Genomic DNA, 15,619 nt, shown 5'->3' on the forward strand with positions numbered 1-15,619 from the left:
CTCTCAAGATTTCACTTCAAGCCTTCTCCGTCATTACATATGAGTGATTCAATTATAGGAAACATTTTAGCACAACAGAGTGTCAATAAAAAGGGGGAAAGTTAAGAAAGTAAGTTAAAAATGTTAAAAATATCTGTATCCGTTTACAAAAAGTGTTGACAACAAAAAGTGATTCATACGGGAATCTCTCATAAAAATATAGTAATATGGTTAAAAGCGATAATCTAAACAGACGGGCGGGTGAAGGCAATGAAATTGGAAGAATGCTTGGTAAAGAAAATGTATCACGAGGAAAAGTTCTTGCAAGGGGACTTGGACGATCATCCCATTCGCCAGTTGGGAGGGCTGTATTTAGCAGAGCAAAAAAAGGATATGGCCGACCTTTCCTATATCCGATTTGCCCAAGGTGAAGTGTATTTTCATAACTGCGATTATGAGGCTGCCATTTTTAAATGGGAAAACATACATAATGAGCTAGAACCATGGGCAAAAAAGAATATCGCTGATGCGTACTTTGAGCTTGGGTTTTTAAGTACAGCTGAGGATATTTACAAGTCGATTACAACAGAATCTCTCATTCTCAATACGGAAGTGGCTTTACAGTTGTTTACACTATATTTGGAGCAGCGTAAATATGAAGAAGCTGACCAAATGATTAAAAACGCTGTAGCGATTCATCCCGATTACCAGAATGTGACGGAGCTGGCGTGTGCCTTTTTTGTAGATCGTGAGGATTGGAATAGTGCAGTGGACCTTGCTGTTAACGAAGCGGCACGAACAAAATCTCCTGAATGGTTTCAAAAGCTTCATTCTTTTATAGAAAATGGACATACACAATCCCATGGGGCATCCCACTTTGTACCAATTTTATATTTAGCTCAAAAAGTGGATCTTGCCATATTTGAGGATTTGATGGCTGCCCTTTGGAAAAACCATGAACAACGAGAAGATTATTTATCATGGATTACGGAAGCAACCATTATTTTACAGGATTCTGATTTGCCGCATACGTACAGATGGCAGTCATTGCCTGGACTTATGAATAATACATTTATGCAAATGCTTGCGGGCAAATATTATTTGGCAGACTTAGCGGAAATCATGCCGAACCTCTTGGCCGCATGGTTGAAAATCGCGGATAACAAAACAGCTCCATTGGCATCAGCCGGTGTTTTGGCATGGAACGATACTTTTTATTCACAAATAAACGAGGATGTTGTCCGATCAGCGGAAGAAAGCCTTACCGAATCAGTTAACCAAGGCATGCTTATGGAAAAAATAATGGAGCTGGCCCACGCCATTCAAAATTGGGCGGATGAACGGGGCTTGAATCTTCACAAAAGGTTTGAATGGATCTTGGAACAGCTTGAGGACTTAAATTCACACCGGGTTATGGTTGCCAGCATGTCCACAAGTGAAAAATCTTCTTTTATCCATGAAATGCTGAAGCATTCGGACAGCAGCTGCATTGATGTCTCCCTCCCTGTTTTATTCAAGGATGGCCAAGAGACTGAATTTCAGCTCGTAAGTGATGAAGGAGTGTCTGTTGTTACAACAAGCAAGGATATCATTGAGGCGGAGAACCGGCCAGATACACTGCTTGTCTATTCAGAACCCAATACTTTATTACATGCTCATAATATGACAATGATTGATTATCCGGAAATGGATGGAGTAAACAAAAGTAACAGCCATTTTCTGGAATATTTACGGATGAGTGATAGACTATTGTTTGTCCTAAATAATAAAGAACCATTCTCTACGGAGGAATGTGAATTTTTATTGGATATAACGGAGAAGGTTCCTCTTTGCCCCATTCATTTCGTTTTGAAGAAAAGTGAGCTGCTGAGCGCAGATGGGGTATATGAAATCGAAAAAAGGATTAAGAATTATTTTCCAAATGCTGAATTATTCACCTACTCTACGGATGGGGAAGGTGACCATCAAGAGGCATTTTCCCGATTTATACCTCAGTATCAAGATGGTGAAAGCAATGAACGCCTTCGAACTGGAAACATGTTGTTTTTCATCCGGGAAACAATCAAGCATTTATTGCAGCAGCAAGTGAAAGTGGAGGAAGATTTAAATCGATCTATCCAGTTTGATGAAAATCTGCTTGCAAGACTCCAGGGAGCCGTCCACCAGTTATACGATTTGGAAGAGGAAAAGATAAAAGCAATCCAGAATGCTTACCGGTCACTAAGAGACGAGATCAGATCGGATCTGATAAAAACGATTCCGAAGTTGATTAAGGAGTCCGCAGATATTCTTCGTGAGGATAGTGATTTTGGCAATATCCACCATGAACTGAATGATGAGATGAATAAGAGGATTGACGAGTATTTGCAATATACCGTCCATCCCAGATATATTAATTCCTTGCAGGATTGGATCAGCTTTTCAGAAGGTGAGCTGAATGAGGTACAGAAATTGTTAGTTGAATGGAATGAAAGCTTCAATGAACTGATGGGAGAAGAGCGTATCCGCCTGGAATGCGATTTTCAAATTTTGGCAGATTGGCAGAGGGATGCTGACAGGATGACGGGAGCTATCCAAATTGACAAGGAAAATATTTTGCTGAAGAGGACCCCTGCACAGATGCTGTTGAAAAGTGCAGGAAAGATATTCGGTGTCATTCCTGCCAATAATTCAATGATGTATAATAGATATAAGAACTTTATTGAAAATGAAAATTATAGTGAAACGGCAGAATCAATCGCAAATAAGTTTTTTCGGCAATTTGAACTTCTTGAAAAAGCCATCCCGCGAGATATTTCCCTGTTTTTCAGAGAGCCATTCACAGCTTTGAAAAAATCCGCTGCCTCTTATCAGGAACAAGTTGATAAAAATAAAGCGGCGCTCACTGAAATGAAATCACATCCGGAAACTTTCCGTGATCCGATCAAACTGTTCGATGTACGCCTGCGCCAATTGGAATGGCTTGAATTCCAGGAAAAAAGCAGGAAACACGTATACTAGTGGCAGGCGGTCTTCAAATTAAACGAAGAAAGAGGGAAATCTGTGAATGTTGCCTTGATTGCTCATGATAAGAAAAAAGATAGCATGGTCCAATTCGCTATGGCCTATCGCCATATTTTGAAGGATCACAGGTTGTATGCAACCGGAACGACTGGAGCAAGGATCCAGGAAGCGACAGGCTTGGAAATACAGCGGTTTGAATCCGGGCCACTTGGGGGCGACCAACAGATAGGTGCACTTGTCGCCCAAAATCAAGTAGACATGATCATTTTTCTCCGGGATCCTCTGACTGCTCAGCCGCATGAGCCGGATGTATCAGCGCTGATGAGGCTGAGCGATGTGTACGGTGTCCCGCTTGCAACGAACATGGGTACGGCCGAATTGTTAATTCGGGGATTGGAACGAGGGGATTTGGAATGGAGATCGATCATTCACAGTGAATTGCATTAAGTGTCAAAAAACGGCAGGCTTGAGTGGGCTTGCCGTTTTTTGGTATATATAATGATTTTAGGAAGACATCAGTTGTTAAGCTTAAGAAAGTTAGCTGGACAAATAATATAGCTTTTGATAAAATGACTGATAGTCAGTCATAGCAGGAGGATGGTCGATATTAATAATAAGGAAGAAAAAATAATTGAAGCTGCGATTCAGGTTTTTAAAGAAAAGGGCATAGAAAAAACAAAGGTTTCTGATATCGTTAAGTTGGCTGGAATCGCGCAGGGAACTTTTTATTTATACTTCCCTTCAAAACTTTCAGTAATGCCGGCGATTGCTGAAGTGATGGTAAAAAAGATAATGATTGAAGTTAATAATGAGGTCGATGAAAATGCTTCGATCTCAGTTCAGCTAACCCAGATTGTGAATGCCATATTTAGATTTACGAAAGAATATCGGGAAGTTTTGGCATTGATCTATGCGGGTCTGTCGACAGATGATAATTTAAAAAAATGGGAAACGATTTATGATGCTTTCTATTCTTGGATGAGCGGATTTTTATCTAATGCCAAATTAAAAGGGGAAATAAGGAATTCTGTGCAGCCGGAGCGGGCCTCCAAATTAATGATTGCATTCATAGAGGCTGTGGCAGAGCAGATATATCTGTATGATGCAGTGAGTAATGAAGAAGAGAAAATGCAGAAATTGGAACTGATCATGTTTTTGGAGCATGCACTGGGCATTCAAAAATAGTTTGCCAGCGCATTTCTTTTTGGAAAAATGACTGATATTCAGTCAGAAATTATATGGAGAGTGTTATTTGTGAATAAGTCATGGTTGTATGTTGGATTAACAAGTTTGTTTGAGCTGTTTTGGATTTACGGTTTCAATCATGCGTCAAGTTGGTGGCATTGGCTGATTGTTGTAGGATTGATCATCGTGGACTTCCAATTTTTATACAAAGCCTGCGAAGGACTTCCGACCGGGACAGTGTATGCTGTTTTTGCAGGAATAGGGACGGTTGGCACAGCATTAATGGATGTATTCCTACTTGGAGGAAGCCTGAACGCGGGAAAAATTTTATTTATTTTTATTGTAGTTGTCGGAGTCATCAGTTTAAACATTGCGGATCTTAGAGATGAACAAAAAAGAAAGGCTGTAGAATGATGGGATGGATATTCGTATTTTTGGCATCGGTCAGTGAAATAACTGGAGTAGTCGGATTGAAAATGTTCAGTGAAAAGAAAACAATCAAAAATGGAGCGATTTATCTCGGCGGATTTGCTGCCTCCTTTGTTTTTCTATATGAATCACTCAATTATTTGCAATTGACCATTGCGTACTCCGTATGGATCGGGGTGGGAACGGCTGGTGCCGTATTAGTTAATATGTTGCTTTTTGGAGAATCAAAAAGCCTAGCTCGGATTGTAAGTGTGTTTTTGATCGTTTTAGGAGTTACGGGACTTAAAGCAGTTTCATAAACAAAGCTCTGAAGGAGACTTCAGGGCTTTGTTTTATTTTAATTGCCGAGCCTTTTTCTTCCTAAACGACCGCTTCAGGATTTCTTATTGTCCAGCTCCAGCGCCTATCGACTAGTGTGCTTCCTTCAACTCGTTTACGATAAGTCGAGAACGAAAGACTAACATCTTCGGCTCTCCTTTATCTCACTCGTTTCAGTCCAGCACATACGTCGATGGACAGGCGCTTTCGCATTTCTTATTGTCCAGCTCCGGGCTCCAGCGACTAGCAGACTTCGCTGACTTCTCCTACGATAAGTCAACATCGCTCCACTGCGTTCCGCGTGTTTCCTTTATCTCGTCGAAGCCGCTCTGTCTGGCTACAACGCCTAGCCCCTCGAGGTCATAAGCCAATCGCTGCTGAAGGCAAAGGACTCCTTCTTCAGCGCTCGTCTTATGCTTGTCGGGGCTGAGCAAGGCGTTTTCGCATTTCGACTCAGTTTGTACGTCGCCCTCCGCATTTCTTATTGTCCAGCTCCAGCGCCTATCGACTAGTGTGCTTCCTTCAACTCGTTTACGATAAGTCGAGAACGAAAGACTAACATCTTTCGGCTCTCCTTTATCTCACTCGTTTCAGTCCAGCACATACGTCGATGTACAGGCGCTTTCGCATTTCTTGTTGTCCAGCTCCAGCGCCTATCGACTAGTGTGCTTCCTTCAACTCGTTTACGATAAGTCGAGAACGAAAGACTAACATCTTTCGGCTCTCCTTTATCTCACTCGTTTCAGTCCAGCACATACGTCGATGTACAGGCGCTTTCGCATTTCTTGCTGTCCAGCTCCAGCGCTCAGCGACTATCAGACTTCCTCCTCCTTCCTACGATAAGTCAACATCACTCCGCTTCGCTTCGTGTGTTTCCTTTATCTCGTCAGGAGTCGTCCAGTCTGTACGTCGCTATACGAGCGCTTTCGCATTTCTTATTGTCACATTTCTGGCATAATGTGACTTATAGCCTATTTAACTGTCAGGTGATATACTATGTAATAGATTTATATAAATTAAGGGAGCTGGAATGGTGAAATCAAATTCCAAATTCACAACGAAGATTGTTCCTCTAGCCATCGGTCTCATTGTCATCGTAGCATGCATCGTGTGGGTGGTTCAAACAATGGATAAAGGAACCGTCATTCCATTCTCTCAGATGGAAGCCACGATCAAGGCTCAAAATGGCGAATTGGTTTCACTGAAGGAAACGTCCGACGGGACGTTGTATCTCAAGACTCAGGATGGTAAGTTCATTTCCCATGTAAGACCAAACAGCCAAATGGTCGATAAATTGATAGAAACTTACCATATCAGCTATAAATATTCGAATGGCAGCCAAGCAGGAAATTGGGTCGTCGGGGGCCTGATTCTTCTCATGGCAGGAGCAGCGTTCGTTTTGCATAAAAAAGGAAAAATTGGCGTGACAGCAATGAAGAACAGCACTTCAAAAGAAACGCCGCTTCCTTCCATCACCCTTGATGATGTAGGAGGATTGCCTGAAGAAATGAAAGAGGAAATCCTTCAGACATTGGAAATAATAAAAGACCCCGACAGATCTGCGAAAGTAGGTATTGAGGCTCCGAAAGGAATTTTATTATACGGGCCTCCTGGAACAGGTAAAACATTGTTGGCGCAGGCGATTGCCCGTGAAATTGGAGCTTCTTTCTTTTCTTCTTCAGGTTCTGCTTTTACTGAGCTTTTTGTTGGGGTTGGAGCTTCACGTGTCCGTTCCTTATTCGATAACGCCCGGAAGCAAAAGCCGTCTGTCATTTTTATAGATGAGGTTGACGCACTTGCCGGCAAGCGTAAAACCCACGGCGGAGAAGAAACAGAAAAAACACTGACGGAATTGCTAGTACAGCTAGACGGTGGACATGATAATGAAGGTATTCTGTTTATTGCAGCCACCAACCGGAAAGATATGCTGGATGATGCGTTCCTGCGTCCAGGGAGAATCGACTTTACTTTTAATGTTCCGTTGCCTGATACAAAAGGCAGAAAGGAAATTATTGATATTCACACAAGAGGCAAGAATCTGGCACAGGATGTCGCTGCTTCCTTGGGCATACTCGCTGAAAGCACATCCGGTTTTTCTGGAGCGGAAATCAGCTCGTTATTTGAATCAGCAAGCAGAAGGGCTATCCGTGAAGGAAGGGAACAGATCAGTAAAAAAGATCTTGATTATGCGATTGACCGGACGATTCTAGGCAGCACCTCTCGGTCTCTGAACGATGCAGAGACAAAAAGGCGTGTAGCGATTCACGAAGCTGGACATGCTCTCGTTCAGGCGGTCACAAAACCAGGCACTGTAAGGAAAGCGACAATCATCCCGCGTGGTCAGGCACTTGGCTATGTGGCTCCTATTCAAAAGGAACTACATCTTTCCACAACAAGCGAATTGCTTGACCAAGTAAGTATGATTCTCGCCGGAGGCGTCGCTGAACGCCTTTACCTTGGAGAACATAGCATCGGCGTCAGCGGTGATGTCCAACAGGCCAAAAACCTATTGGAACAAATGGTCGATACAGGCATGCTCCAAGATGGTTTTACTCTGACGTTCCAAAAACAGGAGAAAGAAGCGAAAATGCAGGAACTCTTCAATGAGGCTTTGGAAAAAACTGAGCTCATTATCAAATCGCATCAAACAGAGTATGACAACCTTGTCGAAGCGTTGATGCATAAGGAAACACTGGACGGCTCTGAAGTTCAGGAGATTGTGACCGGAACAGATCTCAAAAAAACGAGGGAGTCCGTTTATAGCTTATAAATGATAAAAGCGGCTTTATCCGTTTAGGAGGAAGCCGCTTCTTTATGTTATTTTGTAAAATGTTGAGATACTATAAATTGATTCAGATTGAAAAACAGTGTTCCCGAAACGAGGCAATCTTTCCTCCTACATGAATCTGTTGGAAGCTTAAGTATTCTTGGTTGATGATTTTATTGCTCTATTGAACTTTAGAAATATTGGGGACCTTGCTTTTCGCAATAAAAGAGACCTTTGTTCCATGTCCAGGTGTACTTTCGATGTTGAGTCCTGTTCCAAAATGTCGCTTTAATCGCAAGTGGGTATTAATCAGACCGACCCCGGACTCACTGCCTGCCTTTCTTTCCCTGATCCGTTGTAATGTGTCTTCATCCATTCCATCCCCATCATCTTCTACAGATATCTCTGCACATAATTCGTGGACAGTGACCCGAATGAAAATCTTCCCTCCGCGGATACGTTTCATAATGCCATGCCTGATAGCATTTTCAACTAAGGGCTGGATTGTAAGAAATGGGATTTTGAGTTCTTTGCATTCATCAATTTCCCAAACGACTTGCAGTCTGTTTTCATACCGTACTTGTTCAATATATAGATAAGAGCGTACTATATTTAGTTCTTCATCAATAGGAATCAATTCATCCATATTTTGGAATGTGAATTTATACCTTAACAAGTGACTAAGTTCCTCAAGCAAATCACGCATTTTATCCAAGTCAATTTCACTCAAAGCAATCACGGCATTTAATGTATTGAAAAGAAAATGGGGCTGGATTTGTGCTTGCAGCCAGGCCGCTTCTAACTGCAACTGTTCCTGAACACCTTTTTTGATTGTTGTCAACCCCTCAATCCGCGATCTTAATTCTAATACTTCAACCGGTTTTGTCACGTAGTCGTTCGCTCCGGCTAAAAATCCGGCTTGGATATCCTTTGGCTGACTTCTTGCTGTAAGCAATAAAATAGGCAGCTCTGTGAGTGTAAAGCGTTCTCGAATAATTCGAGTCAACTCATATCCGGACATCTGGGGCATCATTATGTCTGATATGACCAAATCCCATTCTTGAGTATCCAATAGAGTCAGAGCTTCCATTCCGCTTATTGCTGTAGTGACATCATAAAGTTCAGAAGGCAATATTGTCTCCAGTACTTGAAGATTGACCGGATCATCATCAACAATCAATATGGCTGGGCGGTCAAAAGTCCTTTCGTTAAAAAGCCTTTGTTCGACGACCGTTGGCATTTCGTCTTCTTCAATATCAAATAAATTTTTTTCACAAAGCGCTTCAGTTTCAGGTAATAACTCCGAGACTAAGTCCATTTTCAAAGTCTTCGAATCTGCAAGACTTAGGGAGAATGTAAATTCGGAACCTTCCCCTCTAACAGAAGACACCTTTAATGTCCCACCATGGAGTTCGACTAATTGCTTAGTTATACTTAATCCTAATCCAAATCCACCCTCGATCATCGTATCTCTGGGATTTGCCTGCTCATAAGGATGGAAGATGTGTTTAAGCATGTTGCTATCCATTCCGATCCCGGTGTCTGTAATGACGAAGAAGGCCCTACCCTTCTTTACAAAGGCATCTATGGTAATTTGGCCTTCATTTGTGTATTTGACTGCATTATGAAGCAGATTGAAAAAAATCTGGACCACCCTATTTTCATCAGCAAATATCGGAGGGAAATCATCAGGGATTTGATTTACTATTTTCAAAGGTTTGACATCCGCTGTAAGTCGCAGTATATCCAATACTCCCGAAACAATGGGCTGAACCTTAATTACATTTTTCTTCAGGTTTGGATTGCCTTCCTGAAGTCCTCTTACTTCAAGTAAATCATTCAACAACAGTGTCATCCTGCGACCAACGGATAAAATCGTTTCAAGTTCTTTCACACTTCGTTCTTGCAACGAATGCCGTTCTCTATGCAAAATAGATTGTGACATATTCAACATTCCATGGAGCGGATTTTTAAATTCGTGGGAAGTGTTAGCTAAAAATTGATCCTTATGATCATTCATCCTTTGTAACGTTGCTGCAAGCTCTTTTGTTTCAGCATGTATTTTAAAGTAATCCTTGAACCAAATGGATACAAAGCATCCAATGGAAATCAATAGATCGAACGGATAATGGACAACGCTGATCCCGCTTTCTCGCCATATAATCATCCAAGTAAAATGATGACTGAGTGCGGCTAGAGAAAAGAGGAGCAAAAGATTGTCTTTTATATCCGTAATGAGTTTTTTCAATATCGCAATCAACACGATCACAATTGTAATGCCACCCAACAGATAATAAACAGGAAATATCGAAATAATTAGTCGTGGGGTTAACATCATTGTAATTCCAGCAGTGCAAAAGATCAAAACAGAGTAAATTGGAAAGATTCTACACCAATACGGTAGCTGGCGGTGATCTGTGCACTGCAGCAATGCGTAACACCCGATTGGAATTACCACATTTGCCAGTCGAAAATCCCACTCATAACCTATGTAAAATAATTGATGGAATAACTTCTCATCATGACTTAATAAACTTCCCAATGCTACACAAAGAGAAAGTAAAGAGAAATAGAGCAACTTTTTGTCCTTGCTTCCCAGAAAAAATAAAATGAGTGCGTAAACAGAATGCATAAGAAAAATAATGATGGCCAAAAGCTGGATAGAGGAAGAAAATCTTATTTCCTTGGCAATAGCTTCTTCTGAGCCGAATTTAATTGAGCGGATGATGCCGCTGCCCCGCGTATCCTCATAATTCGCAACTTGAACCACTATTTCAATTAGTCCGCTTTCATCCGCCGTAAACGTGGTGGAATAGGGTAAATTTTTTGCGGTGTATCCTATTTCACTTTTTGCTACTTGTCCTGAATTGGCCAAAAGGCGCCCATTGACATAGACTTCAGAAGAACTTCTTACACTCGGCAAACGAATACTGTAATTAAGATCCTTTTCTGGATTGACATGTAGTAACAGGCGATAAGAACCATATCCAAATGGTGTTGGCTTTTTGGCATTTAATGCTTCGTTCCATTTCTCAGGGACCTGGATGAGCCCTGGTGCGTCTAAATCAATATTCGACTTCAGTCCGTCTTCCATCAACAGATGTGAGGGGTAAAACTCCCATTCACCATCTAGTAAGAGGACTTCACCTTTTTCTGCATTCCAATCGCGCAAGTCTAATTGCCCATTTTTTATTGACAGTTGTTTTTGATCGCTGAAGGCTTCCGCCCAAAGAATCCGAGAGCTTGATAGAAAAACTAAAAATATACCTAAAATAAAAAATATATATTGTTTTTTCATTAGAGTTATTGGCGGGCTTTGCCAACCCCCACTTTCATGATGGTATTTGTTTTGAGCTTTAATAAGATTTGGCTAAGTTTTATTCTTAAACTAATGCAGCAATTGTTTTTTCAATTGAAGAGATTGGTCCGAATAATAATAGTTCACAAAAAGTGATGATGGTACATTGGACAAAAAAATCCCCGCAAAGGGATTTTTACTAAAAGTCACGGGTTAAATTATATTTCTTGGCAAAAAATATTTGGAATTAAGTCCTTTACTCTTAGCCTTATCGACCTCCACAAACTCCTCAATCCAACTTCTTATTAAAACGGACGGTTGGAGATTTTCCTTTTCGCAGGAGGCATAAAACTCTTCTTTTAAATCTTTTGAGATCCGAATGTTTATTTGAGGTCTTTCCATTTTAGATTCCCCTCCATTTACTTATTTTACATATGTGCAAATCGTAACAGGAACGTCTATACAAAATCTGAATAAAAAGTCTGGATTTTTAACCTTATAGTAAAAGAGTAGCCCTTTTGTAGTATATGTGTATGTGCAAAGTGAAAATTTCTAAGATTTTTGAAGGTTTATAAATAAGTTTGTCGAATAGTTAAACTTTTTGCTTTTTTATATACAGAACATTGTACAGTTTTTGTACAGTTTGTCGAAATATAATATAAAAAATTGTATACAATCATTTTTTTGTTCATTTTAAAGGGATTATCAACGATTAATTTAGTTATTTAGAACTGATGTTTATTTCGAAAACTAGTATTTTATTACTGTTTTTTGAATTATTATGAAAAAAATGTATGAATTTGTTGTATAGATTGTATAATTAGTTCGATATTTAAAATGGATTCCTTATAATTTGCAAAATTATGAATATTAAATAAGGGGGGTGATAAATAAATTGGCTCAATGCAATATTTAAACAAATATTAATAATATGGAGGTGGAAAAGTGAATCTTACTGGTTTGGTTACCAAAAAGTCGAATATGATATTTAAAAAATACATAATTTTCTTCCATGTGTTTTGGTAACTTTTAACGGAATGCTTCCTTCGTTTTCCTTGCCAGTCCAAGTGTGGAAACAGGGGGAACAGAGGATTTCGAACAACCCATCATCTCTAAAGATGTTGATGGGGAAGAGACGAAAGACATTCAAAAGGGAGAAAGTCATAGCTATCATATTAATATCAAGCTACCTCAAAATATTTCAGGATATGAATCTATTAAGCAAATTGATCGGATTGGATTGTTGCTCTAGATGTAACTGTACGCTATTCCGTATCCTTTACGTCTCCGAAGGTCGCGGTGACGGTGCCATCTTTAAACTCGCCCGAAAGAGAAAGTGACCGTCGATCCGAAGGATCCGAAGCTCGAAATTCACTTTTCACGATAAAGGACACCTTTGTTCCATGTCCAGGTGAACTTTCGATTTTAAGTCCTGTTCCGAAGTGCCGTTTTAACCGTAAGTCGGTATTAATCAGGCCGACTCCAGACTCGCTTCCTCTCTTTGTTTCTTTGATCCGCCGTAATTTGCTTTCATCCATTCCATCTCCGTCATCATCCACGCATATCTCTGCATATGATTCGTGGACAGAAATCCGAATGAAAATCTTGCCTCCAAGAATGCGTTTCATAATGCCATGTCGGATTGCATTATCAACTAAAGACTGGATTGTAAGGAACGGGATTTTCAGTTCCCTGCATTCATCGATTTCCCAGATGACTTGGAGTCTGTTTTCATACCGTACTTGTTCAATATATAGATAGGAGCGTACAATGCTTAGTTCTTCTTCGATAGGAATCAGTTCGTCCATATGTTGAAATTTGAATTTATGCCTTAACAAGTGACTGAATTCCTCAAGCAAATTACGCATTTTATCCAAATCAATTTCACTTAGAGCTATCACCGCATTTAAAGTGTTGAAAAGAAAGTGGGGCTGGATCTGTGCTTGCAGCCAGGCTGCTTCTAATTGCAACTGTTCCTGAACAACGTTTTTGACTGTCGTCAATCCCTCTATCCGTGATCTTAACTCTAATACTTCAACCGGTTTTGTCACGTAGTCGTTCGCTCCGGCTAAAAATCCGGCTTGGATATCCTTTGGCTGGCTTCTTGCTGTAAGCAGTAAAATTGGCAGCTCTGTGAGTGTATAGCGTTCTCGAATAATTCGGGTCAACTCATATCCGGACATCTGGGGCATCATGATGTCTGAGATGATCAAATCCCATTCCTGCGTATCCAACAAAGCCAGAGCTTCTTTTCCGCTTGTTGCCGTAGTGACATCATAATGTTCAGAAGGCAATATTGTCTCAAGCACTTGAAGATTAACGGGATCATCATCAACAATCAATATGGCTGGGCGTTCAAAAGTACTTTCTTTTGCATACAACGACGGAGTTCCAGCTTCTTCAATACCAAATGTGCTTTTTGTCTGGACTTGTGTAATCTCTGGCGACATTTGTGACGACGATATGGCGACTGAATTCTCTTCCATTTCATTTGAATTCCCGAGACTTAGGGAGAATGTAAATTCAGAGCCTTTTCCTAGAACGGAGGACACTTCTAATGTCCCGCCATGAAATTCGACCAATTGCTTGCTTATACTTAACCCTAATCCAAATCCACCTTCGATCATGGTCTCTTTGGAGTTCGCCTGCTCATAAGAGTTAAACAGGCGCTTAAGCATGTCGTTATCCATTCCGACACCGGTATCCACGATGACGATGAAGGCTCTTCTTTTCTTTACAAAAGCCCGTATTGTAATCTGACCTTCATTTGTATATTTGACCGCATTATGAAGCAAATTGAAGAAGATTTGGATCAACCGGTTCTCATCAGCAAATACCGGAGGGAAATCATCTGAAATTTGATTTACAATCTTCAATGACTTGGCATCCCCGATAAATCGAAGCATGTCCAATACTCCAGCAATAATGGGCTGAATAGTAATCACTTTTTTCTGCAGCCGGGGCGTGCCTTCCTGAAGACTTCTCACTTCGAGCAAGTCATTCAATAACATCGTCATCCTACGCCCAACAGATAGAATTGTTTCGAGTTCTTTCACACTTCGTTCTTGCAACGTATGCCGGTCCCTTTCCAAAATAGACTGTGACATGTTCAGCATGCCGTGGAGCAGATTTTTAAATTCGTGCGAAGTGTTAGCCAAAAATTGATCCTTATGATCATTCATCCTTTGTAACGTTGATGCAAGCTCTTTTGTTTCAGTTTAAAGTAACCTTTGAACCAAATGGATGTAAAGCATCCAATCGAAATCAAGAGATCAAACGGATAATGGACAACGCTGATTCCGCCTTCCCTCCATGAAATTAACCAGACAAAATGGTGAATGAGTGCGGCTAGAGAAAAGAGCAGCAAAAGATTCCCTTTAACATCCCGAATAACTTTTCATCATGGCTTAATAGACTCCCCAATGTTACACAAAGCGTAAGTAAAGAGAAATAGAGCAGCTTTTTGTCCTTGTTTCCCAGAAAAAATAAAATGAGTGCGTAAACAGAATGCATAAGAAATATAATGATGGGCAGAAGCTGGATGGAGGAAGAAAATCTTATTTCCTCGGTAATAGCTTCTTCTGAGCCGAATTTAACTGAGCGGATGATGCCGCTGCCCCGTGTATCCTCATAATTCACAGCTTGAACTACTATTTCAATTACTCCGTCTTCATCTGCCGTAAACGTCGTCGAATAAGGCAAGTTTTTTGCGGTATATCCATTATTATTTACTGCCACCTGTCCTGATTTGGCCAGAAGGCGTTCATTGACATAGATTTCTGAAGAACTTCGCACGCTCGACAAACGAATACTATAGTTAATATCTTTATCCGGATTTACATAAAGAAGCAAGCGATAAGAAGCAAACCCAAATGGTGTTGGGACTTCAGCATTTAATGCTTCATTCCATTTTCATGGTACCTGGATGAGCTTTGGTACGTTTGTAATCTCTTTCGACTGCTGTCCCTTTTCCATCAATAGACGTGATGGGTAAAACTCCTATTCTCCATCCAGTAAGAGGACTTCACCTTTCTCTGCGTCCCAGTCGCGCAAGTCTAATTACCCGCTCTTAATGAGTGGTTGTTGTTGATTGCTAAAGGCTTCTGCCCAGAAAATGCTAAAAGTCATGGGATTAAATTATATTCCTTGGCAATAGATGGTTTGAATTGAGTCTTGTTTTTAGCCTTATCACCCCCTACCACCTCCGTAATCCAATTCTTATTAAAAGGGAGGTTAGAAATTCTTCCTTTCGCCGGAGGTGTGGAATTCTTCTTTTTTTAAGGGTTTAAAGATCCGTATTTTCTATTTTAGCCCTGTACATAAAGATCCCCTTTTAGAAATTTGAATTCATTTATTTAGAAATTCAGCTAAGTTATTCACATAACTTTCCATTAAAAATAAGATTTTTAAATAGAATAAAAATTCACTTTTTAGACACAAAAAATGACTTTTATCTATTAATGAAAGCGTCCTCTTCAATAAAAAGAACTATTTTCCCATAATCATGTACAGATTTTGTGCAGTGTTCCAATTCATAATAGCTAGTTGTTGAGAAAATGATTTATCTGATGATCGGATTTTAAATAATTGATATATAAGGAGGAGCTCGCTTTTGGGGATTTAGTCAAAATTAAATCAAT

9 protein-coding genes and 1 pseudogene are annotated in these 15,619 nt (G+C 40.3%); 7 read left to right on the plus strand and 3 right to left on the minus strand.

Features of this window, described 5'->3' with window-relative positions; translation table 11 throughout:
- Nucleotides 1–249: 249 nt before the first annotated feature.
- From C509_RS0106620 to C509_RS0106645, 6 genes are all read left to right on the plus strand, one after another.
- Nucleotides 250–2,979 (plus strand): hypothetical protein, encoded by a 2,730-nt coding sequence (locus C509_RS0106620; RefSeq protein WP_018706135.1) that lies wholly within the window; start codon nt 250–252, stop codon nt 2,977–2,979.
- Between the two features lie 42 nt (nt 2,980–3,021).
- Nucleotides 3,022–3,429, plus strand: a complete 408-nt coding sequence (gene mgsA, locus C509_RS0106625) for a methylglyoxal synthase (RefSeq protein ID WP_018706136.1) — start codon at nt 3,022–3,024, stop codon at nt 3,427–3,429.
- Nucleotides 3,430–3,588: 159 nt separating this feature from the next.
- Nucleotides 3,589–4,167 carry a TetR/AcrR family transcriptional regulator gene (locus tag C509_RS0106630; protein ID WP_026319724.1) on the plus strand — a complete coding sequence of 193 codons (579 nt, stop codon included), beginning with the start codon at nt 3,589–3,591 and terminating at the stop codon, nt 4,165–4,167.
- Between the two features lie 27 nt (nt 4,168–4,194).
- Nucleotides 4,195–4,581, plus strand: coding sequence for a DMT family transporter (locus C509_RS0106635; RefSeq protein WP_051088667.1), 387 nt, complete (start codon nt 4,195–4,197; stop codon nt 4,579–4,581).
- Nucleotides 4,581–4,895 (plus strand): DMT family transporter, encoded by a 315-nt coding sequence (locus C509_RS0106640; RefSeq protein WP_026319725.1) that lies wholly within the window; start codon nt 4,581–4,583, stop codon nt 4,893–4,895. Before C509_RS0106635 ends, C509_RS0106640 begins: the two co-directional genes overlap by 1 nt.
- 1,049 nt (nt 4,896–5,944) lie before the next feature.
- A complete protein-coding gene (locus tag C509_RS0106645) occupies nt 5,945–7,684 on the plus strand; it encodes an AAA family ATPase (RefSeq protein ID WP_018706140.1) in 1,740 nt (579 codons plus the stop codon).
- A gap of 178 nt (nt 7,685–7,862) precedes the next feature.
- On the opposite strand, the gene C509_RS0106650 is transcribed toward C509_RS0106645, so the two are convergent.
- Together C509_RS0106650 and C509_RS0106655 are read right to left on the minus strand one after the other, a co-directional pair.
- A complete protein-coding gene (locus tag C509_RS0106650) occupies nt 7,863–10,979 on the minus strand; it encodes a hybrid sensor histidine kinase/response regulator (protein WP_018706141.1) in 3,117 nt (1,038 codons plus the stop codon).
- A 213-nt stretch (nt 10,980–11,192) separates the two neighbouring features.
- Nucleotides 11,193–11,381 (minus strand): hypothetical protein, encoded by a 189-nt coding sequence (locus C509_RS0106655; protein ID WP_018706142.1) that lies wholly within the window; start codon nt 11,379–11,381, stop codon nt 11,193–11,195.
- Between the two features lie 667 nt (nt 11,382–12,048).
- On the opposite strand from C509_RS0106655, the gene C509_RS26425 reads away from it, so the two are divergent.
- Nucleotides 12,049–12,231 (plus strand): hypothetical protein, encoded by a 183-nt coding sequence (locus C509_RS26425; protein WP_018706143.1) that lies wholly within the window; start codon nt 12,049–12,051, stop codon nt 12,229–12,231.
- Nucleotides 12,232–12,349: 118 nt separating this feature from the next.
- On the opposite strand, the pseudogene C509_RS24690 reads toward C509_RS26425, so the two are convergent.
- A pseudogene (locus C509_RS24690) lies at nt 12,350–15,107 on the minus strand (ATP-binding response regulator); the annotation flags it as partial.
- Nucleotides 15,108–15,619 lie beyond the last annotated feature (512 nt).

Origin of the sequence: Siminovitchia fordii DSM 16014 = CIP 108821, assembly GCF_000374565.1 — a bacterium.
Classification (GTDB): domain Bacteria; phylum Bacillota; class Bacilli; order Bacillales; family Bacillaceae_C; genus Siminovitchia; species Siminovitchia fordii.

Coding starts and splice junctions, on each gene's coding strand:
- C509_RS0106645 (WP_018706140.1), top strand. CDS start 5,945: ATGGTGAAATCAAATTCCAAATTCACAACGAAGATTGTTCCTCTAGCC.
- C509_RS0106620 (WP_018706135.1), top strand. CDS start 250: ATGAAATTGGAAGAATGCTTGGTAAAGAAAATGTATCACGAGGAAAAG.
- C509_RS0106650 (WP_018706141.1), bottom strand. CDS start 10,979: ATGAAAAAACAATATATATTTTTTATTTTAGGTATATTTTTAGTTTTT.
- C509_RS0106640 (WP_026319725.1), top strand. CDS start 4,581: ATGGGATGGATATTCGTATTTTTGGCATCGGTCAGTGAAATAACTGGA.
- C509_RS0106655 (WP_018706142.1), bottom strand. CDS start 11,381: ATGGAAAGACCTCAAATAAACATTCGGATCTCAAAAGATTTAAAAGAA.
- C509_RS0106635 (WP_051088667.1), top strand. CDS start 4,195: ATGACTGATATTCAGTCAGAAATTATATGGAGAGTGTTATTTGTGAAT.